Annotated in this window: 19 protein-coding genes; 9 read left to right on the plus strand and 10 right to left on the minus strand. The window is 63.0% G+C overall.

Annotation, left to right across the window (positions count from 1 at the left end; all coding sequences use genetic code 11):
• The first annotated feature begins 720 nt into the window (after positions 1–720).
• Positions 721–1,470 (plus strand): electron transfer flavoprotein subunit beta/FixA family protein, encoded by a 750-nt coding sequence (locus tag K6T12_RS12785; RefSeq protein WP_222223106.1) that lies wholly within the window; start codon positions 721–723, stop codon positions 1,468–1,470.
• 13 nt (positions 1,471–1,483) lie between these two features.
• The gene (locus tag K6T12_RS12790; RefSeq protein WP_222223108.1) at positions 1,484–2,413 is read left to right on the plus strand and encodes an electron transfer flavoprotein subunit alpha/FixB family protein; all 930 of its coding nucleotides are present in this window, start codon (positions 1,484–1,486) and stop codon (positions 2,411–2,413) included.
• 183 nt (positions 2,414–2,596) lie between these two features.
• Here K6T12_RS12790 and K6T12_RS12795 read toward each other — a convergent pair whose 3' ends face one another.
• Entirely contained in the window at positions 2,597–2,863 is a 267-nt protein-coding gene (locus tag K6T12_RS12795) for a hypothetical protein (RefSeq protein ID WP_222223110.1), read from the minus strand.
• 103 nt (positions 2,864–2,966) lie between these two features.
• Here K6T12_RS12795 and fadB point away from each other — a divergent pair, with 103 nt between their 5' ends.
• From fadB to K6T12_RS12810, 3 genes are all read left to right on the plus strand, one after another.
• Positions 2,967–5,111: a fatty acid oxidation complex subunit alpha FadB gene (fadB, locus tag K6T12_RS12800; protein WP_222223112.1), complete on the plus strand. Its 2,145-nt coding sequence runs from the start codon at positions 2,967–2,969 to the stop codon at positions 5,109–5,111.
• Positions 5,112–5,123: 12 nt separating this feature from the next.
• Positions 5,124–6,302: an acetyl-CoA C-acyltransferase FadA gene (fadA, locus tag K6T12_RS12805; RefSeq protein ID WP_222223114.1), complete on the plus strand. Its 1,179-nt coding sequence runs from the start codon at positions 5,124–5,126 to the stop codon at positions 6,300–6,302.
• Positions 6,303–6,560: 258 nt separating this feature from the next.
• Positions 6,561–8,072: a diguanylate cyclase gene (locus tag K6T12_RS12810; RefSeq protein WP_222223116.1), complete on the plus strand. Its 1,512-nt coding sequence runs from the start codon at positions 6,561–6,563 to the stop codon at positions 8,070–8,072.
• 441 nt (positions 8,073–8,513) lie between these two features.
• Here the strand turns inward: K6T12_RS12810 and K6T12_RS12815 are convergent, their stop codons facing one another.
• Both K6T12_RS12815 and K6T12_RS12820 read right to left on the minus strand, forming a co-directional pair.
• A complete protein-coding gene (locus K6T12_RS12815; protein ID WP_222223118.1) occupies positions 8,514–9,866 on the minus strand; it encodes a DUF1329 domain-containing protein in 1,353 nt (450 codons plus the stop codon).
• 26 nt (positions 9,867–9,892) lie between these two features.
• Entirely contained in the window at positions 9,893–11,755 is a 1,863-nt protein-coding gene (locus K6T12_RS12820) for a DUF1302 domain-containing protein (RefSeq protein WP_222223120.1), read from the minus strand.
• A 289-nt stretch (positions 11,756–12,044) separates the two neighbouring features.
• Here K6T12_RS12820 and K6T12_RS12825 point away from each other — a divergent pair, with 289 nt between their 5' ends.
• Entirely contained in the window at positions 12,045–13,124 is a 1,080-nt protein-coding gene (locus K6T12_RS12825) for an AraC family transcriptional regulator (protein ID WP_222223122.1), read from the plus strand.
• A 130-nt stretch (positions 13,125–13,254) separates the two neighbouring features.
• On the plus strand, positions 13,255–15,027 hold the full coding sequence (locus K6T12_RS12830; protein WP_222223124.1) for an acyl-CoA dehydrogenase: 1,773 nt from the start codon (positions 13,255–13,257) through the stop codon (positions 15,025–15,027).
• Positions 15,028–15,076: 49 nt separating this feature from the next.
• On the opposite strand, the gene K6T12_RS12835 is transcribed toward K6T12_RS12830, so the two are convergent.
• The 3 genes from K6T12_RS12835 to K6T12_RS12845 form a co-directional block, all read right to left on the minus strand.
• On the minus strand, positions 15,077–15,685 hold the full coding sequence (locus K6T12_RS12835) for a MarC family protein (protein WP_222223126.1): 609 nt from the start codon (positions 15,683–15,685) through the stop codon (positions 15,077–15,079).
• Positions 15,682–16,113: a phosphate-starvation-inducible PsiE family protein gene (locus K6T12_RS12840; RefSeq protein WP_222223128.1), complete on the minus strand. Its 432-nt coding sequence runs from the start codon at positions 16,111–16,113 to the stop codon at positions 15,682–15,684. The genes K6T12_RS12835 and K6T12_RS12840 overlap by 4 nt, the downstream gene beginning before the upstream one ends.
• A gap of 94 nt (positions 16,114–16,207) precedes the next feature.
• Entirely contained in the window at positions 16,208–17,260 is a 1,053-nt protein-coding gene (locus tag K6T12_RS12845; protein WP_222223130.1) for a DUF21 domain-containing protein, read from the minus strand.
• Between the two features lie 303 nt (positions 17,261–17,563).
• Here K6T12_RS12845 and K6T12_RS12850 point away from each other — a divergent pair, with 303 nt between their 5' ends.
• Positions 17,564–18,289 carry a glutamine amidotransferase gene (locus K6T12_RS12850; protein ID WP_222223131.1) on the plus strand — a complete coding sequence of 242 codons (726 nt, stop codon included), beginning with the start codon at positions 17,564–17,566 and terminating at the stop codon, positions 18,287–18,289.
• 282 nt (positions 18,290–18,571) lie between these two features.
• Here K6T12_RS12850 and K6T12_RS12855 read toward each other — a convergent pair whose 3' ends face one another.
• Both K6T12_RS12855 and K6T12_RS12860 read right to left on the minus strand, forming a co-directional pair.
• A complete protein-coding gene (locus tag K6T12_RS12855; RefSeq protein WP_222223132.1) occupies positions 18,572–19,264 on the minus strand; it encodes an HAD family hydrolase in 693 nt (230 codons plus the stop codon).
• Between the two features lie 101 nt (positions 19,265–19,365).
• On the minus strand, positions 19,366–19,665 hold the full coding sequence (locus tag K6T12_RS12860; protein WP_222223184.1) for a TOBE domain-containing protein: 300 nt from the start codon (positions 19,663–19,665) through the stop codon (positions 19,366–19,368).
• Here K6T12_RS12860 and K6T12_RS21840 point away from each other — a divergent pair.
• Positions 19,658–20,122: a UTRA domain-containing protein gene (locus tag K6T12_RS21840; RefSeq protein WP_222223133.1), complete on the plus strand. Its 465-nt coding sequence runs from the start codon at positions 19,658–19,660 to the stop codon at positions 20,120–20,122. The genes K6T12_RS12860 and K6T12_RS21840 overlap by 8 nt on opposite strands.
• A gap of 67 nt (positions 20,123–20,189) precedes the next feature.
• Here the strand turns inward: K6T12_RS21840 and K6T12_RS12870 are convergent, their stop codons facing one another.
• Together K6T12_RS12870 and hrpB are read right to left on the minus strand one after the other, a co-directional pair.
• Positions 20,190–22,550, minus strand: coding sequence for an ABC transporter substrate-binding protein (locus K6T12_RS12870; RefSeq protein WP_222223134.1), 2,361 nt, complete (start codon positions 22,548–22,550; stop codon positions 20,190–20,192).
• Positions 22,551–22,833: 283 nt separating this feature from the next.
• Entirely contained in the window at positions 22,834–25,389 is a 2,556-nt protein-coding gene (gene hrpB / locus K6T12_RS12875; protein WP_222223135.1) for an ATP-dependent helicase HrpB, read from the minus strand.
• Between the last annotated feature and the right edge of the window lie 6 nt (positions 25,390–25,395).

Consider the following 25,395-nt stretch of genomic DNA (forward strand, 5'->3'; position numbering starts at 1 on the left):
CGGGCTGCACGAAGCCCCGCCTACCGTAGCAGCGGGCTCCGACCGCGACCTGCGGCGTTTTTTTTGAAATCCGTGGTCTGTCGCCCTCGGAGCGGGCTGCTACGAAGCCCTGCCTACCGTAGCAGCGGGCTCCGACCGCGACCTGCGGCGTTTTTTTTGAAATCCGTGGTCTGTCGCCCGCGGAGCGGGCTGCTACGAAGCCCTGCTTACCGTAGCAGCGGGCTCCGACCGCGACCTGCGGCGTTTTTTTGAAATCCGTGGTCTGTCGCCTGCGGAGCGGGCTGCTACGAAGCCCTGCTTACCGTAGCAGCGGGCTCCGACCGCGACCTGCGGCGGTTGTTTCGAAATCCGTGGTCTGTCGCCCTCGGAGCGGGCTGCTACGAAGTCCTGCTTACCGTAGCAGCGGGCTTGGCATGCCCTTTGGGTACCGACCGCGACTGGCGATGGTTCCTTTGAAATCAATGGCCGGATGCCTGCGGTACCAAGCGGCCATAAAACTGCGGGCGGCTACGGCTCAACGCTGGCCTCATTTGATAACCATCAATGACGATTTTCTACCCGTCTGTTCATCTAGCGGCTGTCTTAGACAGCTTTTAAATCGGGCTATCCGGCGCCAATGGACAATTTTGCCAGTCAAAAAGCGGATTTTTGTTATTGAGAGATCGGGGCGCCGGGCTACCATGAAGCCATAGCCTGACAACGAACAATAACGAGGCGGTTATGAAAGTACTGGTCGCGGTAAAACGTGTAATCGATTACAACGTCAAGGTCCGGGTCAAGGCGGACCAGTCCGACGTTGATCTGGCCAACGTCAAGATGGCCATGAATCCCTTCTGTGAGATCGCTGTCGAGCAGGCGGTGCGGCTGAAAGAAGCCGGCCAGGCCGACGAAATCGTGGTGGTCTCGATCGGCAGCAAGAGCTGCGACGAACAGCTGCGCACCGCGCTGGCGCTGGGTGCCGACCGGGCGATCCGGGTCGACACCGAAGACGGCCCGGACTCGCTGTCGGTGGCCAAACTGTTGGCCGAAGTGGTCAAGAAAGAGCAGCCGGGGCTGATCATCCTCGGTAAGCAGGCGATCGACTCCGACAACAACCAGACCGGTCAAATGCTGGCGGCGCTGCTGGACTACCCGCAGGGCACCTTCGCCTTTGCGATGGAATTGACTGACGGCCGAGTCAACGTCACCCGCGAGATCGACGGCGGCCTGCAGACGGTTGATCTGCAACTGCCGGCGATCGTCACCACCGACCTGCGCCTGAACGAGCCGCGCTACGCGTCGCTGCCCAATATCATGAAAGCCAAGCGCAAGCCGCTGGACGTGCTGACCCCGGACGAACTGGGCGTCAGCGTGGCTGGCAAGGTCAAATTGCTGAAGGTTGAACCGCCGGCCGAGCGCCAGGCGGGTATCAAGGTCGGTTCGGTCGACGAGCTGGTCGACAAGCTGAAAAACGAAGCCAAAGTAATTTGAGGAGGGCGTTTCGATGAGCATTCTGGTTATTGCGGAACATGACAACAGCGCCCTGAAGCCGGTGACTCTGACCACGGTGGCGGCGGCCAGCCAGATCGGCGGCGATATCAGCGTACTAGTGGCCGGCAGCGGCTGTGCGGCGGTGGCCGAGCAGGCGGCCAAGATCGCCGGCGTAGGCAAGGTGCTGCTGGCGGACGACGCTGCTTACGAGCACCAGCTGGCGGAAAATGTTAGCCGACTGGTGGTCAGCGTGGCGGCCGGCTACGGCCATATCCTGGCACCGGCGACCACCACCGGAAAGAACCTGCTGCCGCGTGTGGCGGCGCTGCTGGACGTCAACCAGCTGTCCGAGGTGATCGCGGTGGTCAGTCCGGACACCTTCAAGCGGCCGATCTACGCCGGCAACGCCATCGCCACCGTGCAGTCCGAAGACGCGGTCAAGGTGATGACAGTGCGCGGCACCGCTTTCGACGCGGTCGCTGCCGAGGGCGGTAACGCCGCTATCGAGACCATCGGCGAGCGTTGCGACGCCGGCCTGTCCCGCTTCGTCAGCGAAGAGCTGGCCAAGAGCGACCGGCCGGAACTGACCGCCGCCCGGGTGGTGGTCTCCGGTGGCCGTGGCATGGGCAGCGGCGACAACTTCGCGCTGCTGGAAAAACTGGCCGACAAGCTCGGTGCAGCGGTCGGCGCCTCCCGTGCGGCGGTCGATGCCGGCTTCGTGCCGAACGATATGCAGGTCGGCCAGACCGGCAAGATGGTGGCGCCTGAACTGTATATCGCCGTCGGCATCTCCGGTGCGATCCAGCACCTGGCCGGTATGAAGGACTCCAAGGTGATCGTGGCGATCAACAAGGATGAGGAAGCGCCGATCTTCCAGGTGGCCGACTACGGCCTGGTCGCCGACCTGTTCGAGGTACTGCCGGAGCTGGAACAGAAGCTCTGAGTTTTACTCCGGAGCCTGTCGGGCTTGGCCGATCGTAGCGAGGGAAAGCGGGATTGAGACAGATTTTTCGAACGATTGAGGCGAATAGCGAGCTATTTAACGAAATCGATCGGAAAAGATGGCCAATATCCGATTTTCCGCAGTAGGTCAGTGCTAAGTCCGACAGGCTCCTAGCCTCACCCCCTAGACGCCCGGCACCCGCCGGGCGTTTTTCTCAATAGCATTGGTATTGGCTTGAGCGCTTTGTAGGGCGCCACCCGGGGTGCCACCGCCACCGGTGGTTGAAACGCCTGTCGGCGTTTGGTCGGCCGGGTCCGACCCTACAATAATTGCGCCGTTCGCCGCATAAAGCCCCTCCATGACCGCAAATGTTACCCGGATTTTGCTGTCCAAAAGCAGCCCTGTCGCGGCCTGAACGTTTCGGTCAGCAACAATGGCGGATGCTGTCATTGTTGATTCGGGTGGCTTCACTAGACTGGTTAACAACGCTGATACGGTTCTGTATCGGCCTTATGCAGATCAAACAAGAACAACTCTGCCACGGAGTCTGACCATGTTGATGGAAGGAAAAGCGATCCGCGTTGCGGCAGTTGAGAACGGTCTCTACGAGCTGGTGTTCGACAGCAGCGACGATTCCGTTAATAAACTCAACCAGGCCACGCTGGCTGAACTGCGCGAAGCGGTCGCCAAGCTGAAAGCCACCGACGGTGTGAAAGGGCTGCTGATCTCCAGCGCCAAAGACAGTTTTATCGTCGGTGCCGATATCACCGAATTCATGCAGATGTTCGCCCACGGTGAAGACGAGATCGTCGCCGCCCTGGTCGAGCTGAACGGCCTGTTCAGCAATATCGAGGATCTGCCGTTCCCGACCGTCACCGCGATCAACGGGCTGGCGCTGGGCGGCGGCTTCGAGCTCTGCCTGGCGACCGACTACCGGGTGATGGCGCAGGGCGCCAAGGTGGGCCTGCCGGAAGTGAAACTGGGTATCTACCCGGGCTGGGGCGGCACCATCCGCCTGCCGCGGCTGATCGGTGTCGATAACGCCAACGAGTGGATCTGCGGCGGTGCCGAGAAGCGCGCTGACGCGGCGCTGAAAGAGGGCGCGGTGGATGCGGTGGTGGCGCCGGAGCAGCTGCGTGACGCCGGCCTCGACCTGCTGGCCAAGTGCATCGACGGCACCTTCGACTACCAGGCCCGTCGCGACGAGAAGCAGAGCCCGATCAAATTGAACCAGATCGAGCAGATGATGGCGTTCGAGTCCGCCAAGGGCGTGATCGGCGCCAAGGCCGGGCCGCACTACCCGGCGCCGCTGGCGGCGCTGAAGACCATCCAGAAGCACGCCAACATGGGCCGTGACAAGGCGATCGCGGTGGAAGCCAAGGGCTTCGTCAAGCTGGCCAAGAACGATGTCACCCGCGCGCTGGTCGGTCTGTTCCTGAAAGACCAGCAGATCAAGAAGATCAGCAAGGCCTACGAGGCCAAGGCCGCGCCGGTCAACAAGGCGGCGGTGCTGGGCGCTGGGATCATGGGCGGCGGCGTCGCCTACCAGTCGGCCTCCAAGGGCACGCCGATCCTGATGAAGGATATCGCCGAACCGGCGCTGCAGCTGGGGCTGGACGAGGCCACCAAGCTGCTGGCCGGCCAGCTCAAGCGCAAGCGGATCGACGCGACCCAGATGGCGCAGGTGCTGAACCGGATCACCCCGACGCTGAGCTACGGTGATTTCAACTCGGTCGACCTGGTGGTCGAGGCGGTGGTCGAGAACCCGAAGATCAAGCAGGCGGTACTGGCCGAGGTCGAACAGGCGCTGCCGGAAGGCGCCACCATCACCTCCAACACCTCCACCATCTCGATCAACGAGCTGGCCAAGGCGCTGAAGAAACCGGAAAACTTCTGCGGTATGCACTTCTTCAACCCGGTGCACAAGATGCCGCTGGTCGAGGTGATCCGCGGCGAGAAGACCTCCGAGGAGGCCATCGCCCGCACCGTGGCCTACGCCAAGGCGATGGGCAAGACGCCGATCGTGGTTAACGACTGCCCAGGCTTCCTGGTCAACCGCATCCTGTTCCCGTATTTCGGCGGTTTTGCCGCGCTGTTGAAGGATGGTGCCGACTTCCGCCAGGTCGACAAGGTAATGGAACGCTTCGGCTGGCCGATGGGGCCGGCTTACCTGCTGGACGTGGTCGGGGTCGATACCGCGCACCATGCGGACCGGGTGATGGCTGCCGGCTTCCCGGACCGGATGGAGCATGAAGGCGAAAACGTGATCGACCGGATGTTCAAGCTGGAGCGTTTCGGCCAGAAGAACAAGGTCGGTTTCTACCGCTACGAAGAGGACCGCAAGGGCAAGCCGAAGAAGCTGGTCGATGATCAGGTGTTCGCGCTGCTGGACGGCGTGGTCGGTCCGGCCCGCGAGTTCAGTGACGAGGAGATCATCGAACGGATGATGATCCCGCTCTGCATCGAGACCGTGCGCTGCCTGGAAGACGGCATCGTCGACAGCGCCGCTGAAGCGGATATGGGCCTGATCTACGGCATCGGCTTCCCGCCGTTCCGTGGCGGTGCGCTGCACTACCTGGATCAGATCGGACTGGACAACTTCTGTCAGATGGCAGCCAAGTACGCTGACCTCGGCCCGCTGTATCAGCCGACCGAGAAGATGAAAGCGATGGCCGCCAACGGCGAAACCTACTTCTAAGGAGACACGGGTATGAGTCTGAATCCTAACGACGTAGTGATCGTCGATGCGGTACGGACCCCGATGGGGAAATCGAAGAACGGCTCCTTCCGCAACGTCCGCGCCGAGGCGCTGTCGGCAGCGGTGATGAACGCGCTGCTGGCACGTAACCCGCAGGTCGACGGGGCGGCGATCGAAGACGTGATCTGGGGCTGCGTCAACCAGACCAAGGAGCAGGGCTTCAATATCGCCCGTAACGCTTCGGTATTGGCGGGTCTGCCGCACTCGGTGGCCGGCCAGTCGATCAACCGGCTGTGCGGCTCGTCGATGGCGGCGCTGCACACTGCCGCCCAGGCGATCATGACCGGCAACGGCGATCTGTTCCTGGCCGGTGGCGTCGAGCATATGGGCCACCTGTCGATCTTGCACGGCATCGACGTCAACCCGCAGATGTCCAAGCAGGTCGCCAAGGCGGCGATGATGATGGGTGTCACCGCCGAGATGCTCGGCAAGATGAACGGCATCAGCCGCGAGATGCAGGATGAGTTTGGTGCCCGCTCGCACCGGCTGGCCCATGAGGCGGCCGTTGAAGGGCGCTGGGACAACGAGATCATCCCGGTTGAGGGGCACGACGAGAACGGCTTCAAGTCGCTGCTGAGTGCCGACGAGGTGATCCGTCCGGAGACCACGGTGGAGACCCTGGCTGCGCTGCCGCCGGTGTTCGTGCCGAAGGTTGGCACCGTCACCGCAGGGACCTCGTCGGCATTCTCCGACGGCGCCTCCGGTATGCTGCTGATGTCGGCCGCCGTGGCCGAGCAGTTGGGCTGTAAACCGCGAGCCCGCATCCGCAGCATGGCAGTGGCCGGTTGCGATCCGTCGATCATGGGCCACGGTCCGGTACCGGCGACCCAGAAGGCGCTGAAGCGCGCCGGCCTGACCATCGACGATATCGATTATGTCGAGCTGAACGAAGCCTTCGCCGCGCAGGGACTGTCCTGCCTGAAGAACCTCAAGCTGCTCGACAAGATGGATGACAAGGTCAACCTGAACGGCGGTGCCATCGCGCTGGGCCACCCGTTGGGCTGCTCCGGCACCCGTATCTCCACCACGCTGCTGAACGTGATGGAACGGCATGACGGCCAGTTTGGCCTGGCGACCATGTGTATCGGCATGGGCCAGGGGATCGCCACCATCTTCGAGAGGTTGAACTAAGCCCTCGCCAGCTGACCCGCTAGGCCCCCAATAGGGGGCCTTTTTCGTATCCGAACAACATCGTTGCCGGGATGACGGATATCAACTGTGGCGGATATAACAGATGACAGCTGAGTCTGCGCGGCTTATGGTGATGGCGTAGCCTGGAATTGCCCGACCAATGTGGGCATTGACAGGGATTTTACCGGCCGGGCTGCCAGAATGTTCGCTTGCCGCCTCAGGGATGGGGTGTCGGGTTTGCAGGGCATGAAAGCAGGTATGGCAGTCAAGGCAAATCGGTTCTCAATCTCGCTATTGACCATCGTGGTGGTGGTGGTGGCCGCGTGCGTGCTGACCGTATACAGCTACCACCGGGCTTGGCTGCAGATCCGCCAACAGCAGCGGGCGGAGTTCGACGACCGGCTGTTCCATCTCGTTGATCATCTTAACCTGGTACGCAACAGTGTTTATGCGTTGCAAGCCCAGATGCAGAGCAACCTGCAGCTTGCCAGCCAAGGTCAGCTGTACCATCCGGCACTGCTGCGTTTCCAGAACTATCCAACGTTCGGCGCCTATGGCCTGGAGCAGGATCTGCATCCGGAGGTTTTCCGGCGCCAGATTGGCACGTTCAGCGGCATCGGCTCGGTGCAGAGCCTGACTGAGCCGTACAAGCAGGAGATCTACGCCGTGCTGGCGCTGGATGGCCTGATGCGCACTATTGTCGAAAGCGCCGTATCCGGCAGCTGGGTGTACTACATCTCGGCCCGACGGTTCCTCTATCTGGCGCCGGGAGTACCGCTGCACCAGTTCCACTTCGATCCCGCCTTCTATCAACAACAACTCTGGTTGCAGGCCATGCCGGAGAACAACCCCGGCCGCAAACTGGCGATGACCAGCCTGTACCAGGACGCTGCCGGTAGCGGACCGATGGTGACTCTGTCGCAGCCGGTCTATCTGCAGCAGAGCTTCAGCGGTGTGGTTGCCGTCGATATGACGGTGGCCGATCTGCGCGAGCATCTGTCGTCTTCCGACGGGCTCGGCGAGATGTGGCTGGTCGATGAACAGGGCCTGCTGGTGGCCGATTCCGACTCGGACGCTGTCGCGCCGGGTGTACGGGCAGAGCTGCCGAGTGAGCAGCTCGAGAGTTCCGGCTATCTGCAGCATGCAGAAGCCTACTGGTTGAAGCGCACGCTGATGCCGGGCCAGCTGAGCCTGGTTTACCGCCTGCCACAGGCAGAGCTGCGCAGAGCCGCCTGGTCGGCCAGCCTGCCGCATATCGTCGCCACGTTGGTGATGGCGATGCTGCTGCTGGTGGCGGTCAAGCTGTACCGGATGGTGCGGTTCATCGGCCATCTGGCGGAGATCGACCCGTTGACCAGCTTCCTGAACCGGCGTGGTATGGAGGAGAAGGCCCAGACCTGGCTGGAATACTGCGAACGTCACCAGCAGCCGTTCAGCGTGCTGATGGTGGATATCGACCACTTCAAACATATCAATGACCAGTACGGCCATAACAACGGTGACAAGGTGATCGTGGCGATGACCGCCGAGATCCAGGCGATGCGGATGGCGGAACGGTTGCGTCGGCATATGGTGGAGATGCGGGTTACCCGTCACCGGATCCCGTTCACCATCAGCCTGGGCGGTGCCGAACGGATCGGCGAAGAGCCGCTCGATCAGATGATCAAGCGGGCCGACCAGGCGCTCTACGAAGCCAAGGAGGCCGGTCGTAACCGGGCGGTGGCGTCCTATCGGCAGTCGCGAGTTGAAAGCGCGGTTGAGCCGGGTTGATTACTTCACTCTTTTCATCTCGAGGCAGGTCGTTGAAGCGCTCCCCGTGGCGACAGCCGGGCTCCGTAGCAGCACGCTCCGCGCGCGACCGATCAAGGCGCTGAGACTGCCGTTGGTCGCGGATAAATCCCCTCCTACCGGGACGTACCTTGTAGGAGGCACTTCAGAGGCTGTCGAAAAACTACTGCGCTCGGTGATACGGCGTTAAAAATCGGCTCAAAATGCTCATTTACAACACGTAAACTCCGCTTTTTCGCCGATTTTTGCCTTGTCTCACCTTCGCTCGTTACGTTTTGCGACACCCTCTTCAGCGGCGACCATCTTTCTGGCTCAAAAAATAGAAAAGGGACAGAGTGGCCGGGCGCTTGTCTGCCCGGGACCCTGTCCCTATTTGTTGCGCTGCGCCAGGCGCAGCGCGAGGCTTACGTCAGAATGTTCAGATCACCGCTTGCCCAGTCGGCGGATCGCCTGCGGGGTGAAGTCCTTGTGGTCGAAACGCTGGGTGAAGTCGAAGCCGTTGCCCTCCTCGTTGGTCAGGCTGCCGACCAGATAGCGACCGGACTGCAGGTCGTACAGCGCTTCGGCGGCCAGCCAGGGCACCTGGGCATCGCGGTACGGGAAGGCGTGGGCCTCGCCGACCCGCCACAGCTCGCCGCGGCCGTCATAGTGGTCGACCACCGCGATCTGCCAGCTGTCCTCGTCGATGAAGAACACCCGCTTGCCGTAGATATGGCGAGCGCCGTCCTTCAATGTGGCTTCCACCTGCCAGACCCGGTGCAACTCGTAGCGGGTCAGGTCCGGGTTGATATGGCCCTGCTGCAGGATCTGCTCGTACTTCAGGCCGCGATCGGCCAGCTTGAAGCTGTTGTACGGGATGTACATCTCCTGCTTGCCTACCAGCTTCCATTCGTAACGGTCCGGTGCACCGTTGAACAGGTCCAGGTTGTCGGTGGTACGTTGGCCATCGGTGGCGGTGCCCGGCGCATCGTAGGCGATCTGCGGTGCCCGGCGTACCCGGCGCTGGCCGGCGTTGTAGGTCCAGGCCTGGCGCGGCTGGGCCACCTGGTTCAGGGTCTCGTGTACCAGCAGCACGTTACCGGTCAGGCGGGCCGGCGCCTGTACCTGCTGCACGAAGTAGAACAGGATGTTGCTGTCCTTCTTCGGATCGGCGCCACCTTCCAGGTAACTTGGCCAGGACATCTTCTCGTTGATCTTGACCGGCGTGAAGGCGCCGTTGGCCTGCACCGGTACCTGTACGAAGGTACGCTCCAGCGCACCGCCGCGGTAACGGGTCATATGGTTCCAGATCACCTCGAGGCCGTTCTGCGGGATCGGGAAGGCGATCGCCTCGTCAAAATCGACCAGGCCGTTGCCGTCGTCGGTCAATTTGGCGCTGGTGGCGTTCTTCTTGGCTGCCGCGTAGATATTATCCGGCATCGCCGCGCTGCGGTGGGTCGGATAGATGTTCATCCGGAAGCTGTCCGGGTATTTCTTGAACATCGCCAGCTGGCCCGGGGTCAGCTTGTCGGCATACTGTTCGGCGTTCTGCGCGCTGATGGTCAGCAGCGGCTGCTCGCCGGCGAACGGGTTCTGGTAGCGGTCGTCGGTCGCCGGCAGGCCGCCGGTCCAGGCCGGAATGGTGCCGTCGGCATTGCCGGCTTTCTCGGCGCCGACCGGGGTCAGCTTATCGCCCAGGGCGGCCGCCTGTTCGGCGGAAACCGCCGCCAGCGCCAGCGGCGTGCTCAGCAGCAGTGCGGCGCCGAGCAGCAGGGAGCTAGGTGTCTTGTTGAACATGGTAAATCCTCCAGCTGGTCGGTTCGTCAGAATGAGACGGACGCACTGAGTGAAACGAAGTCGCGATCTTCAATCTCATTGAAGTCGCCGCCAAAGAAGCTGGTGTAGGCCAGCTGCACACGGTACTGGTTCAGGTAATCGCCGGTCAGGCTGAGACTGAGCGATTTCTGGTCTTCGTTGAAGGCGGCGCCCGGCTGCGGGCCGTAGCCGTCCACGCCGTGCTTGAAGCTGACTTCGGGCGTCAGGTTGACGCCGGCGAAGGCGCTCGGGTATTCAAGCTTGCCGCGCAACACGTAGCCCCAGGAGTTTTGGGTGACGAAGCCGTCCTGGTCGCCCGGGGTAAAGCCGAACACGCCGTTGCGACCGTACTTGATCGCGTTCTCGCTCTCGTCGAAATCGTGGATATGGGTCCAGCCCAGTTCGCCGATCAGGGTCATCCGGCTGGCGCCCCAAACCTGGTCGATGAACTTGATGAAGGTGGTCTGCAGCTGGGAGACGTCAAAGGCGGTATAGCCCTGGATGTCGGCGCCCAGACCGGCGGTACCGATCGGCACCACGGTGCCGTTGGCCGGGTTGCCCGGCTGGGTACCCAGGGTCAGCATCGAGCCGACCAGCATCGGCCCGTTCATCTGGATCGGCTGATCCTTCTTGTAGCTATACTCGCCGGACCAGGCCACATCGCCGATATTGGTGCTCCAGCTCAGGCCGTACAGCTCGATATCTTCCGGGTACTCGATGAAGTAGGTGCTGCTGAACGCCGCCACCGTCGGCGCCACGCTCGGGTCCACCCCGGCGGCGACCAGCAGGGTCGGATCGATTGGGGTCTTGACCCCGGAGATCAGCGGCAACCGGCTGTGGTACTTGGCGAAGTAGAAGCCGAACTCGGTGTTGTTCAGCTGCTCGGCGAAGTAACGGAACGCCAGGCCGAACTGGTTGTCGTCGTCCGCCTCGCGGCGGCCGTCGGCGTTGCGCCGTACCACCGGGTCGAAGCCCAGCACGCCGGACAGGGCGTTGAAGTAGATCTGGTCGCCGGAGGTGCTGCTGCCCGGCAGGTTGGCCGAGGAGATACGGATGCCGTTACAACCTTCGGCGGTGAAATCGGAGGTCGAGAAGTAGGTGCCGCAACCGTCGATGGCGGTCGGTTCCCACTCCAGCTGATAGAAACCTTCGACACTCAGGTTGTCGGTCAGCCCCAGCGAGGCGAACGCCATGTTGCTGGGCAGCAACCCCTCCTTGATCTCGGCGCCGGGCCGGCGGAAGGCGTTGACGTCGAACGGGTTGATCGAGTTGATGCCGCCCTGGATGAAGGTGCTCTCGCCCCAGTTGACCACCTGGCGGCCGAGGCGCAGGTCCAGCGGCTTGTCGCCCAGGTCGAACTCGCCGTAGACATAGGCGTCGAGGATCTCGACGCCGGAGAACTCGGCGAAATCGTTGAAGCCGTCGTCATTCAGCCCGGCGCCGGGCACGTAGCCGTTGTTGGCATGGCCGTGCGGCCGCGAGCCGTCCTCCAGTTCGAAGTCGTACCAGTATTTGCCGCGCACGAAGGCGCCGACGTTGTCGTAGCGCAGCTCCAGGTCGTGCACGCCCTTGAAAATCTGGCTGAAGGTGTCGCCGTCATCGAAGTTCAGGTTGCCGTCGTCGTAACTGCCGGACCCCTTGCTGGTGCCGCCGTTCGGTACCGCCACCAGCGACGGATCGCGCTCCTCCGCGCGCCAGCTGACGCCGACCGAGAGCTGCGAGTCGAAGCGTCCTTCGATGTCGCCGAGATTGAACTCCACTGCCTGGGCGCTGCTGCTGGCGATCGTGGCGGCGATCGCCAGGGGTAGCAGGCGGCGTGGTCCCCTTGCTTGTGGGCGTCCAGAATATTCTGCCCGTTTTTTTGTTGCCATTTCGTTCACCTGGGGTTGTTATTTTTGTCGGGTTGGCAGATTGAGCCCAGACGTCATGTCGTGCTCCAGTCGCGTAGTATAGAGCGCACAGGACAGCCTGGATCAATGCTGCGGGAAACGGTTACAGATAATGTTGGACAGGTAACCAAGGAGTCACAATAACAATTACGCGCAGATTGAGTAACAAAACTGTTCCGGCCTTGGCGACCTGCGAACCGGTCCCGTGGTTGCATCCCGGTTTCGCAACCGTCATAAATAAGGCTGTCCAGATCTGGAGAATAACAACAAGATGGAGCGAAAGATCACAGTCCCCACCGGTTACGTGCGTAACCTGTTGAGCCAGGCCGAGGCGCAGGGGTTCGATACCGGCGACCTGCTGGAACGGGTCGGCATCTCGCCGCACGAGATCGAGCAGAAGACCGAGTTTCCGGCCGACAAGTTCGGCATGCTGTATCAGCGGGTGATGTATATCGCCCAGGATGAGTACTTCGGCATGCTTAGCGGTGGCAAGGTGCCGAACGGTACCTTCCGGATAATGTGCCACGCGATTATCCACTGCAAGACGCTGGAGAAGGCGATCTACCGGGCCAGCGACTTCCACGAGATCTGTCGCGGCGCCCAGGTCAAGCCGATGCTGGTGCGCAAGGGGCGCTTTGCCAAGGTCTCCTTTGCGCCGACCGACAGCGCCGAGATCGACTTCGACCAGTTCCTGCGCAATGAACCGCCATCGCGCATCCGCACCTCGCTGTCGATGTGGCACCACTTCGTCAGCTGGCTGCTGGGAACCCGGCTGGAGTTGAAGGCGGCCTATTTCACCTTTGGCCGGCCGGATGATGTCGATCACTATCGGATGCTGTTCCAGTCGGAGGTGAAGTTCGACCAGCACGACAACGCCTTCGTGTTTCCGTCCCGCTACCTGGATTACCCGATTGTGCAGACCGAGCAAAGCCTGCGCAGCTTCCTGAAGACCGCCCCCTACCAGCTGATCGCCATGGTCAACGACGACAAGAGCCTGAAGGCGCAGGTGGTGGCGCTAATCGGCAAGGATTTCAGTCGCGAGCTGCCCGGCGCCGAGGAGGTGGCGACGACGCTGAACCTGTCGGTCTCCACCTTGCGGCGCCGCCTGCTGGAGGAGGGCACCTCCTACCAGAAGATCAAGGACGAGTGCCGGCGCGAGGCGGCCCTGAACTACATGAACTCGGTGCAGCTGTCGATCAACGACGTGGCGGGACTGATGGGCTTCGACGAACCGTCGGCGTTCTTCCGTTCGTTCAAGAAATGGACCGGCCTGACGCCGGGCGAATACCGCCGCAGCGAAGCCTATCGCAAGCAGCTGGAGGGCAGCAGCGCCCCCTGTGAAGTCTCCTGACAATCGACGCTGACCGGTTTTGCCCGTTCGTTAGCAGCCATTTGTCATTGCCGGTAGGCCGTCCCGGGTCAATGCTTGAAGCTAGAGATCCGAGGTGCAGCCCGGTCAGGTCGGGCGGGAGGTTTAGGCGATGAGCGATTACCGGTTTCCGCGGCAGGACGCGCTGTTCGTACTGCAGCAGCTGGTCGGCCTGGAGGCGCTTTGTCGGCAGGCCGGTCTGGACGAGGTCAACGACGAGCTGGTCAGCGCCATTCTGGACGAAGCGGCCCGCTTCGGCGCCGAGCAGTTGGCGCCCAGCAATGTGCAGGGTGACCGCCAGCCGGCCCGGCTTGGCGAGCAGGGGGTTGAAGAGACCGCCGGCTTCGCCGAGCTCTATCGCCAGTTCCGCGATGCGGGCTGGCCGGCGCTGGCCGGCGACCCACGGTACGGCGGCCAGGGATTACCCAATGTGCTGTCCACCGCGGTCAATGAGATCTGGCAGTCCGCCAACCTGGCCTGGTCGCTCTGCCCGCTGCTGACCCAGGGGGCGATCGAGGCGCTGCAGTACCACGGCAGCGACACTCTGAAGCAAACCTACCTGCCGATGCTGGTCAGCGGTGAATGGGTCGCCACCATGAACCTGACCGAACCGGATGCCGGTTCCGACCTGGCGGCGATCAAGACCCGCGCGGTACCGGAAGGTGACCACTACCGGCTCAGCGGCCAGAAAATCTTCATCACCTGGGGTGACCACCGGATGACCGACAACATCGTCCACCTGGTGCTGGCCCGGTTGCCCGACGCGCCGGCCGGGGTGAAGGGGATCTCGCTGTTTCTGGTACCCAAATTCCTGCCGGATGAACAGGGTGGCTTCACCGAGCTAAATGATCTGCAGGCCAGTGCGCTGGAACATAAGCTGGGGATCCACGGTAGCCCGACCTGCGTGATGAACTACGGCGACGGCGGGGGGGCGCTCGGCTACCTGGTGGGTGAACCGAATGCCGGCCTGGCCTGCATGTTCACGATGATGAACAGCGCCCGCCAGGCGGTCGGCCTGCAGGGGCTGTCGGTGGCCGAGCGCGCCTACCAGCAGGCGCGCGATTATGCCCGCGAACGTCTGCAGGGCACGCTGCCGGACGGCCGCCGGCTGACCATCATCCACCACCCCGACGTGCGCCGGATGCTGATGCAGATGAAGGCCTCGCTGGAGGCGATGCGGGCGCTGGCCTACGTCGCCGCCGCCGAGGTCGATCGGGCCCGCCACGTCGGTGAGGCGTCCGATCAGAACCGGCATCAGGCGCGGGTCGAACTGTATACGCCGATCATCAAGGGCTGGCTGACCGAACTGGCCCAGGAGGTCGCTTACCTGGCGATCCAGGTATACGGCGGCATGGGCTATATCGAGGAGACCGGCGTCGCCCAGTACTACCGTGACGCCCGCATCCTGACCATCTACGAAGGTACCACCGGCATCCAGGCACTGGACCTGGTCGGTCGCAAGATCCTGGCTGACCGGGGCGCGGCACTGGTCGCGCTGCTGGACGAGATCGATGCGGACCTGCAGGTTGCAGACAAATCGCTGGAACCGCTCAGACAGCGCGTCAGCCGGGCTTTGCAGCAGGCCCGCCAGGCCGGTCAGTGGTTGCTGAGTGCGGCTGCTGAAAACCCGCAGGCGGCCGGCGCCGCGAGCGTTCCGCTGCTGATGCTGCTGGGCTACCTGTGCGGTGGCTGGCAGATGCTGAATGCCGCCCAGCGGGCCGGCGAGTTGCTGCAGGCGGGCGAGGGGGATGCCGACTTCTTACGTGCCAAGCAGGTTACCGCCCGGTTCTACTGCGAGCAGCTGTTGCCGCGCTGCGACAGCCTGCTGGCGGCGATCGTCGCAGGTCCCGAAGCGGTGATGGCGTTGAAGGAGGAGCAGTTTTAAGCGTTACCGTACGCTGGGCATCGCCACTGACAGGCTTGAGGGCGGTGGTTTAGAGTTGGAAGAACGCCTTGATGCCGACCAGTACGCTGTTCATCGCCACCGCGGCCAGGATGATGCCCATCACCCGGCTGATCACGCTGGCGCCGGCGTCGCCGAGCAGCCGGCCGATGCGCGGTGCGATCAGCAGCAATAGCAGCTGGATCGCCAGAATCGACAGCAGCACCGCGGTGGTGGTCAGCTGGTGGCTGAGCTCGAAGCGGTGCTTGTCGGTCATCAGTACCACGGCCATCATCGCGCCCGGTCCGGCGATGGCGGGCACGGCGAGTGGGAAGATCGCCGTATCGCGGCCGCTCTTGACGATCCGCAGCTCCTCTTCCGGCTTACTCTCGCCAAACACCATGTTGAACGCGAAGGCGAACAGCACCAGGCCGCCGGAGACCTGGAAGGCGGCGAGCGGGACGCTCATCGCTTCGAGCAGGAACTGGCCGGCGATGATGAAGAAGATCAGGATGCCGGCGGCGATCAGCGTCGCCTGTATGGCGATCTTGGTCAGCTCCTCGTTCTGATGGCGTCGGGTGACCGCCAGAAAGACCGGCACCGTGCCGATCGGGTCGATCACCGCCCAGAGCAGTACGAAAATCGAAATGATCTCACTCACGGCTGCCGCGCCTGCCTGCCTTTGATATAGACCAGTGCCGAGCCGATCCGCAATACGCCCATGACCAGGATCAGCGCCGACAGGGCGTAGACCATCTCGGGCTTGAGTTCATGCTTGAACAGGCCGATCAGTACCTCGCGGATGATGAAGATCAGCGCCGCGTCGACGATATAGGTCATCCGCAGTTTCTTGCTGTCGAAATATTCGAGCAGCGAGCGGGACAGTTCGACCAGCACGTAGAGGGTCAGCACATCGGCGATCAGGTCGATGTACTTGCCGGTGATCCCCTCCAGCCGCAGCAGTACCCAGAGGTCGTTGGCCAGCTGGATGGCGCCGATGCCGATCCCGATCACCATCGCCACCAGAATGACGGCATAGACCAGGTTGATCGTCCTGTCGAAGAACCGCTGCAGCTTTTCCGTTAGCATCGCTCTGACCGCCTCCCAATGAAAACCTCAGTCCCTATAGCTGCAAAGCATAGTAGTTGCGGCCGGCAAAGAAAATTTGCCGCAGGGCGTTGGGTTATCCAGTGCGGCCGCTGTTGGTCTGTGCGACGTAGCGGGTGATCCCCTTGAGCAACCGGCCGAACAGGTCGGCGCCGGTGATGATCTTGCGGGTCGAGTCGGTCCAGACCAGCACCACGTCCCGGGTCAGCGCGCCGTCGTGGCTGGGATCGGCGGTCTGGGCCAGCTTCAGCTGCAGGATCACCTCACCCAACGGCTGCCGAAGATCCTCGACCAGGATCGGCCGGTGGCAGAAACGATAGGGATCGAGCGGCCGGTCAAGGTCGAGCAGCGCCGCCCGTAGCAGGCCGTTGGCATCGACCACCAGATGAGGCCGGTCGTGCTGATCGGTCAAGACCACCCAGGAGTGTCCCGAACGGTGCAACTGCTGCAGAAAGGGGTCCTGGGCGCTGCGCTCAATCGGTGGTATCGCCACCCGGCTGTCGATCAGCGGCAGGCGGATGATGCTGTCCTGGCTGATCGGCTCCCCTTCGCTGGCGGCGGGCAGGTCGTCGATCGCCAGGAAGTTCAGCGCGCCGACCCCCTCGACCAGGTCCACCTCGGCCTCTTCCGACTCGATATGCTTGTGGATCATCGCGCGCAGCTCGCGCTCCCGCAGGAAGAGGACCCCCTCCTTGCCGAGCCAGAGATCGAGCACCAGGGCACAGGGCTTGGCGGCCGGATAGAGCAGCAGCTGGTAAAAACGCAGCAACGGCACCAGAGCGGAGGCCATCCGTTTGGCGTGGCGCGAGAAATAAGCCTGGGGCGCGATCTCGCCACAGAGGGTGATCACGAAGGTGGAGAAGAAGAATGCACTGACGCCCGCCAGTACCGAGTCTGACAACAGGGTCAGTAGCACGTTGATCGCCACGTTGCCCCAGAGGATGGTGGTCAGCAGGAAATTGGCATCCTGGCGCAGGGCCAGGATTTTTTGGGCGCCCCGGTCTCCCTGACCGGCCTCGATCTCCAACTGCAGCCGGCTGAGGCTGAAAAAGGCCAGGTTGAGACCCGAAAAGCAGGCCGACTGGCTGACACAGAACAGAATGCCGAGCCAGATCAATACGTCTGTCATCAATAGATCCCTGTCCTATGAGGGGAGTCCCGGTACCGTCTCTACAGTCAGTAGCTTGGTGTAGAAATAGCGTTGGCGAAAGTTCGGCATGGAATTCGGTGCATCCGGGTCTCGCTGGAGCGTCCGCTGTTTTCGATTTGGTAATCAGAATAGTCTTCGTTCCAGGGTTTGTAAGTGCACGCTTATCGGCTTTCTGTCGATTAACCCCTGTCCCGGCTATGGTCGGCAGTGGTCCGCTTTGGCTACACTGCCGCCTGTTTCCATATTTTCTCTAGCCGCATAGTCAGTGTGAGGTAAGGCCCCATGCGTTTGCTGTTGCTGAAAACCGGTGCCAGCTTTGATCAGGTGATCGCCGAACAGGGCGATTTCGAGCAGTTGTTTGCCGCCGGTTTGGTGGGCAGTGATGTCGAACTGGTGGTGTGGGACGCACGCAGCGATCAGCCGTTGCCGGTACTGGATGATATCCAGGGGGTGTTGATCACCGGTTCCCACGCCATGGTCACCGACCGAGAGCCCTGGAGCGAGCGGCTGCAGCCCTGGCTGCGTCAGTTGGCCGAGCAGCGGATGCCGCTGCTCGGCGTCTGCTATGGCCATCAATTGCTGGCGCAGGCGTTGGGCGGTGAGGCGGGCAACCATCCCCGCGGGCCGGAGGTGGGCACGGTCGAGATCCGACTGACCGAGGCAGGCCGGCAAGATCCGCTGTTCGCTGGCCTGCCGGAGCGTTTCCCGGTGCACGTCACCCATACCCAATCGGCGCTGCAGTTGCCGCCCGGCGCCGAGGTGCTGGCTCGCAACGATTACGAGCCCTACCAGGCGTTCCGGCTGGGCGATTCGGTGTGGGGCGTGCAGTTCCACCCGGAGTTCAACGCCGCGGTGACCCGGGTCTACCTGGCACAGCAGGCCGAACGGCTGGCGGAACTGGGCCAGGATCCGGACGGTCTGCAGGCGCAGGTGACGGAGACCGCGCACAGCGGGTCACTGTTGGGCCGTTTTGCCGAGCTCTGCCGGCAACGGGCACATGCGCTGTAGGAAAGGCCGCATGGCAGTAGCAGCCCGCTCCGCGGGCGACCGGATCTATGGCGCGAATTCCGAAACCTGTCGCGGTCAGCGCCCGCTGCCACAGGACCCTGCTTCGTAGCAGCCCGCTCCGAGGTCGACATCCGAGGACCGTGCCAACCCTGTCGCGGTCGGAGCCCGCTGCTACGGTTTTTCGGTGTATGGCGCGCTGCAGGGGCGACCGGAGCTATGATCGAATCCCGATACCAGTCGCGGTCAGTACCCGAAGGGCATGCCAAGCCCGCTGCTACGGGGTTACGCCGTAACAGCCCGCTCTGCGGGCGATTGTTCTTTGCGCCAGTCGATGATTGGCCAGCCGCGCTCTCGGGCGATCTGCTGCAGTGCCGGGCTGGGGTTGGTGACCATCGGCCGGCCGATATACTCCAGCAGTGGCAGATCGTTGATTGAGTCGCTGTAGAAGCTGGCGCCGTCCAGCGTTTCACCGGTCTGTGCCAGCCAGGCCTGTAGCCGGGTAACCTTGCCCTCGCGGAAGCTCAGCACGCCGTCGGTATGTCCGGTGTGGCGACCCTGTTCGTCAAAGGCCAGCTGGATGCCCAGCACGTCACTGACCCCCAGCCGGGCGGCGATCGGCCGCACCAGGAATTCGGCGGTGGCGGAGATGATCAGCAGCCGGTGGCCGGCCTGCTGCAGTTCGCGGAGCAGCGCCAGGCCCTGCGGATAGACCCGCGGCAGGATACGTTGCTCGACGAATGGCGGCACCAGCGCGTCGATCTCGGCGGCGCTGCGGCCGATCAGCGGTTGCAGGCTGAACTGCATATATTCCGCCATATCCAGCTGGCCGGCGTTGTACAGCGTCATCCGCTGGTCGTCCTTGGCGATAAAGTCCGGGTCGTCGGTCAGGCCGGTCTCGCTCATCCAGCGGGCCCACTGGGCGGCGGAGTCGGCGGCAATCAGGGTTTCATCCAGGTCAAAAATAGCCAGTGCCATCAGGCATCCTCGGGTCATTCAGGCAGATATCACGACCGGCAGGGCAGATCGCCTGCCGGCCTTGGGAGTTAACAACCAAAAAACAAAAAACAAAAAAACGCTCAGGCGACCTCGCGCACTTCGTCGAGGCTGAACATCAGCTCCCGCCTGGCGCCGCGGCCGGCCATTCGCTCGGAGCTGCGGTTGAGCAGGTCGACGGTCAGCTGGTGGCCGTCGACATCGACCCGGTAGCGGATCACGTTGCCCAGCAGCAGGCTGGATTTTACCGTGCCGGACAGCGTTGGGCTCAGGTTGCCGGTGTACTGGCGGCCCGGTTCGCGGATGTAGATCGACTCCGGCCGCGCCGCCAGCTGCTTGTTGGTCTGCAGGTCCAGCAGCTCGGCCGCCTGGGCTGTGCAGATTGTAGTTGCCGATGAAGCCGGCCACGAAACTGTCGGCCGGGTTGGTGTAGACCTCTTCGGCGGTGCCGGCCTGCACGATCCGGCCCTGGTCCATCAGGAAGATCCGGTCCGAGATGGTCAGCGCCTCCTCCTGGTCGTGGGTCACGAAGATGGTGGTCAGCGGCAGCTCCTGCTGGATCAGCCGGATCAGTTCCCCGGCATCCTCAATGAGGACCTGGATGGCTCGATGACCGAGCTGTACGGCCATAAGTATGACATCCACTACGGCTGGGTACGCTTCCGGGTACCCCCCACCGCGCTGGTTGGCGATGCGGCGGAGGCGCTCAATGTCGGTCAGGGCAGCCAGGGGCTGCTGGTCATCCGTATCAACTACGACCAGCAGGGCCGGTTGATCGACAGCGACTTCGAATACTGGCGTCATAATGCGATCTGTATCAGCGCCGATATTGCCGGCTGAGGGTGTGCCGCGCCGGTGCGCCGGTGCGCCGGTTTCTAGGGCCTGTTGCGAATAGTGACGTTGAAAACTAGCCCCGCTTCAAGCTGGTGGCCGTATGTTGCGTCTGGTTGGCGGCATCGTTATCGAGTTGCATGCAGACGGTGTTGCGACCGCTGTGCTTGGCACTGTACAGCGCCTGGTCGGCACGGTGCAGCAACGAATGGCTGCTGTCGCCGGGGCGCCAGGTAGCCAGGCCGAAACTGCAGCTCAGCGGCTTGGCGGTGGGGAACGGGTACTGGTTGACGCTTTCGCGCAGCTGCTCGGCAAAGCGGTGGGCGTGCTGGATGTCGGTTTCCGGCAGGATGATCAGGAACTCCTCGCCGCCCCAGCGGCCGAAGGTGTCGCTCTTGCGCACTCGGCTGCCGACCAACTGGCTCAATTCGCTCAGCACCTGATCGCCGACTGCGTGGCCGTAAGTGTCATTGACCTCCTTGAAGTGGTCGATATCGAAATAGATCACCGAGACGGGCTTGTCGTAGCGACTGGAGATCTCCACCAGCTGGCCGAGAGTGGTGTCGGTCTTGTGGCGGTTATAGATGCCGGTCAGCTTGTCATGCTCGGCCAGCACCGCCAGTTTGCGGTTGTATTTGGTCACCATCAGGTTGCGGTAGAACAGGAACAACACGAACAGGCCGACCCCGATCATCACCTTCCAGAACAGGCTGTAATCGAAGCCCAGTTCGTAGCGGATCAGGATCCAGTGGTTGATCAGCTGTTGTACCTCCGACGGTGGAATTGAGGCCACGGCTTTGTCGAGAATTTTCAACAGCCGTGGGTTGTCCTGCCGTACCGCAATGCTGAACTGCCAACGGTCCGGCAAGCCGCCGCCGATCTTGATGTCGGTGATATGCTGCTGTTGCATGGTGTTGCTGATCGCCGCCGACAGGTCAATCAAGCCATACAGCTCGCCCCGCTGGATCATTCGCAAACCCGCTTCGATGGAGGGCACTCGCTGCAGGTTGATTCTCGGGTAGCGGTCTTGCAATACCGCGAAGAAGGGCGATTCGCCGACCACCGCCAAAGGCCGGTCGAGCACGTCGTCGATATCTTTTATCCGCGGCTGGTAGTTGGCGGTGGCGATCACCGTCTGCTGCAGGTTCAGATAGGGCCGGGTGAAAGACAGGTACTGCATGCTGTCCGGGGTCTGGATAGCGGCGGGCAGCAGATCGCATTGGCCCTGACGGATCAGCTCGAGCGCCTGCTTCCAGCTGTTGGCCACAACCAGGCTGAGCGAAATACCCAGTTTGCTGGCGATCAGCTGCATATAGTCGGCGACGATACCGCTATGGCGGCCCTGTTTGACCGATTCATACGGCATGCGGCTGGGCGCGGCACAGACCCGCAGCAACGGTTGATCGAGCAGGTAACGCTGTTCGCTGGCCGTTAGTCCCAGCCCCTGGCTGCCCGGCAGGCCCTGGTAGATGAAATCCTTGAGTTGGAACGGCTGGTCGATCGCGTCACTGATCAGGTAGATCTGCGCCATCGCCGCGAAACGGCTGTCCGTCAGGGTACCGAACCGGCCTTGGTCATCATAGGCCAACTGACGCAGCTGCTGCCCCTCGAACAGCAGGGCCTCGCGATTACGCCCCTGGCTGTTGTAGTGATTCAGGATGATCTCCGTCGCCTCGTCAATATGTTCCAGCGCGTACTGCCAGCCCTTCAGCGACGCGCGGTAGAAGCGTTCGGTGACCAGCGGCTTCTGCTGCTGGAAGCGGTTTGAGGTGAACAGGATGTCGGAATACATATCGAAGCCGTGATCCTTCGGGTGGATCACATGGTAGCCGACGCCCCGTTGGCGCATCTGGTAGGGTTCGTTGGACACATAGGAGGCCATCGCATCGGTGTTGCCGGCGATCAGGTCCTCGATATCGAAGCTGTGCCGCTGGCGAATGAATTCATCCCGGCTGATGCCGGCCTGCAGCAGCATGGCGGTCACCTCGGCCACCTGACGGGCATCCTCGGTAATCATGATGCGGCGCCCTTGCAGATCGGCGGGCGTCTGGATGCCGGAGGCCTCGGTGGTCAGCAGCATCAGCGGCGAATGCTGGAAAGCGGCGAACAGGGCGAGGATGTCGGCGCCCTGGGCCTTGCTGATCAGAATGGAGGAGCGGCCGACGGCGAAATCGGCTTCACCGCTCAGGACCTGGTCGACCAGGTCAATGCCGCTGCTGTACTCGCGGATCTCGACATCCAGCTCTTCGTCCGCGTAGAACCCCTTCTGCTTGGCGACATAGTAGCCGGCGAACTGGAACTGGTGCTTCCACAGCAGCTGCAGGCTGACCGATTGCAACGGCTCCGCCGCCCGGCCGGGGATGGCGGGCAGCAGGCACAGGGCCAACAGCAGCAAGCAGGTCGTCAGTCGGTTCATCGATAGCCATAATTGCTTCATATCAGTGCAGTCCGTGCAATTCTGGCATTTGCCGGCGGCAGATGGGCGGCGCCGGGCAAAGCCCCCTGTATGCCTCGGCTAGCAACCAGCGTCCTTGTTGGCCCATGTTCTTTACAGCTTAGCCGGATATCGCTGTTGTTGAATCAGGGCTCAGTATTTCGCAGGGCCTTTTGAGGACCGGTCAGGACGGCGGCCCTTAAGTATGGCAAGGGGACTAAAAGCCGCAAATTTGATATGGATAAAAAATCATCATGAAAACTGCGACTGCGACTGCGACTGCGACTCAGCCCGAACGCTTCTTGGTGGCGGCGGTGGCCGGTGCCGTCAGCGGGTCGTCCGGCCAGGGGTGCTTCGGATAGCGCCCCTTCATATCCTTCTGCACCTGTGGATAACCGTTGGCCCAGAAACTGACCAGGTCCTGGGTTACCTGCAGCGGTCGGCGGGCCGGCGACAGCAGTTGCAGCTTCAGCGCTACCCCGTTGGCCACCGTCGGGGTGGTGCTGCAGCCGAACATCTCCTGCAACTTGACCGCCAGTACCGGCGGATCCTCCCGATAATCGATCCGTACCCGCGAGCCGGACGGTACCTGCAGCCGCTCCGGTGCCAGTTGGTCCAGCTGTTGCGGCAGCGGCCAGGGCAACTGGGCCAGCAGCATGGCACGCAGGTCCAGCGCAGCGAAGTGGTTGATATGGCTGACCCGGTCCAGGCAGGGCGCCAGCCATGTCTCCAGCGAGCCGAGCAGGCCGTCATCAGACCAGTCCGGCCACTGGCTGCTGTCGTTGCGTGCCAGATCAAGCCGGCGCAGGAAATTGACCCGGGCGCGCAGCATCTGCAACTCATCGTTCCAGGGCAGCAGGCCAAGACCGCGCTTGCCGACCAGTTCCAGCAGCGCCTGCTGACGCGCTTCGGCCGAAGGCTTTGGCAGCGGCTCGCTGGCAAGTACCAGTTCGCCGACCCGGCGCTGCCGTTCGGCGACCAGCCGTTGCTGTTGCTCATCCCATTCAACCCGTTGCCGTTCGCTGACCAGTTCGGCCAGGGGGCCGTTGAACAGCGCCGGGTCGAGCTCGGCGGCCAGCTGGATTCGGTCCTGGCGCTGGCCGTCGCGACTGCTCAGCTGGGCGACCGCCAGCCAGCGACTGCTGACCAGCGGGTCCTGCTCGCCGAGCTGGCCGGCGCGACCGTTGCTCAGCCGATAGGCGGGGCTGCGCTCGCTACGCTGTTGGGCGATCCGGTCCGGATAGGCGCTGGCGATCAGCAGCCCCATCGCCTGTGGGTAACTGATTTTATTCAGATCGGCTTTATTCACAGTGTCGGCGAGCGGCGGCAGTTGTCCACAGAGCTGGTGGAAGCGCTGGCTTTGCTGGCGTAGCCGCTGCAGCTGGCCGCGCTGGTTGCGCTCGCAAGGCAGTTCGCCGCGCAGCCAGGCCAGCCGCAGTTCGAGATCGCTACGCTGCTGGCCGAGCGGGTCGCGCTCCGACAGCAGCGCGGCGATGTCGCAGGCCAGCTTGGTCTGGTCGACTTGCTGGCCGATACGGATCAGGTGGGCCAGCCGCGGATGCACCGGTAGCTGGCTGATCTGTTCGCCGTGCCCGGTCAACTGGTAGTGGCCGGCCTCGCTACGGCTGACTGCGCCGAGTCGCTGCAGCAACTCCAGCGCCTGCTGGTAGGCGGCCTTGGGCGGCAGGTCCAGCCAGCTCAGTTCGGCCGGGTCCTCGACGCCCCAGCGCAGCAGTTGCAGCGCCAGCGGCGCCAGGTCGGCCTGTAGCATCTCGGCCGAGGTGAAACCGGCCAGCTGCTGTTGCTGCCCCTCCGACCAGAGCCGATAGCAGACGCCGGGTTCCATCCGGCCGGCCCGGCCGGCACGCTGCACGCTGGCGGCCTGGGAGACCCGCCGGGTCTGCAGTCGGGTCATGCCGGTGTTGGGATCGAACACCGCCTGCCGGCTGAGGCCGCTGTCGATCACCACCCGAACGCCTTCGATGGTCAGGCTGGTCTCGGCGATGTTGGTGGCCAGCACGATCTTGCGCTGGCCGGCTGGCGCCGGCTCGATCGCCCGGCGCTGCTCGGCCAGGCTGAGATCGCCATACAGCGGCGCGATCAGTAGGCCGTCGCGGCCGGCCAGCTGCTCGCCCAGTTGCTGCTGTACCCGACGGATCTCCCGCTGGCCGGGCAAGAACACCAGCAGGCTGCCGGATTGTTCGGCCAGCGCCTGCTCTATGCAGCGGCAGACCAGCGGTTCGATCCACTCGCCCGGTTGCCAGGGCGTACCGTACTGGATGTCGACCGGATAGGCGCGCCCCTCGCTGCGCACCACCGGGGCGTCGCCAAGCAGCGCGGCAATCGCCTGGCCATCCAGGGTGGCCGACATCACCAGCAGCTTCAGTGGCTGTTCGTCGCGGAACAGCTCGCGCCCCTGCAGTGCCAGTGCCAGGCCGAGGTCGGCATCGAGGCTGCGTTCGTGAAACTCGTCGAAGATCAGCAGGCCGACCCCGTCCAGGCTTGGATCGGCCTGCAGCATGCGGGTCAGGATCCCTTCGGTAACCACCTCGATACGGGTGGCGGGACCGACCCTGGTATCCAACCGGACCCGGTAGCCGACCGTCTCGCCGACTTTCTCGCCCAGGGTCTGTGCCATCCGTTCGGCGGCAGCACGAGCCGCCAGCCGGCGCGGTTCCAGCATCAGGATTTTCTGGCCGGCCAGCCAGGGCGCATCGAGCAGTGCCAGCGGTACCCGGGTGGTCTTGCCGGCGCCGGGCGGTGCCTCCAGCACGGTTTCATGGCGTCGGCTGAGTGCGGTTTGCAGGTCGGGCAGGATGCTGTCGATCGGTAACTGGGTCATGGTGTC

Source organism: Marinobacterium arenosum (assembly GCF_019795155.1).
GTDB lineage: Bacteria > Pseudomonadota > Gammaproteobacteria > Pseudomonadales > Balneatricaceae > Marinobacterium_C > Marinobacterium_C arenosum.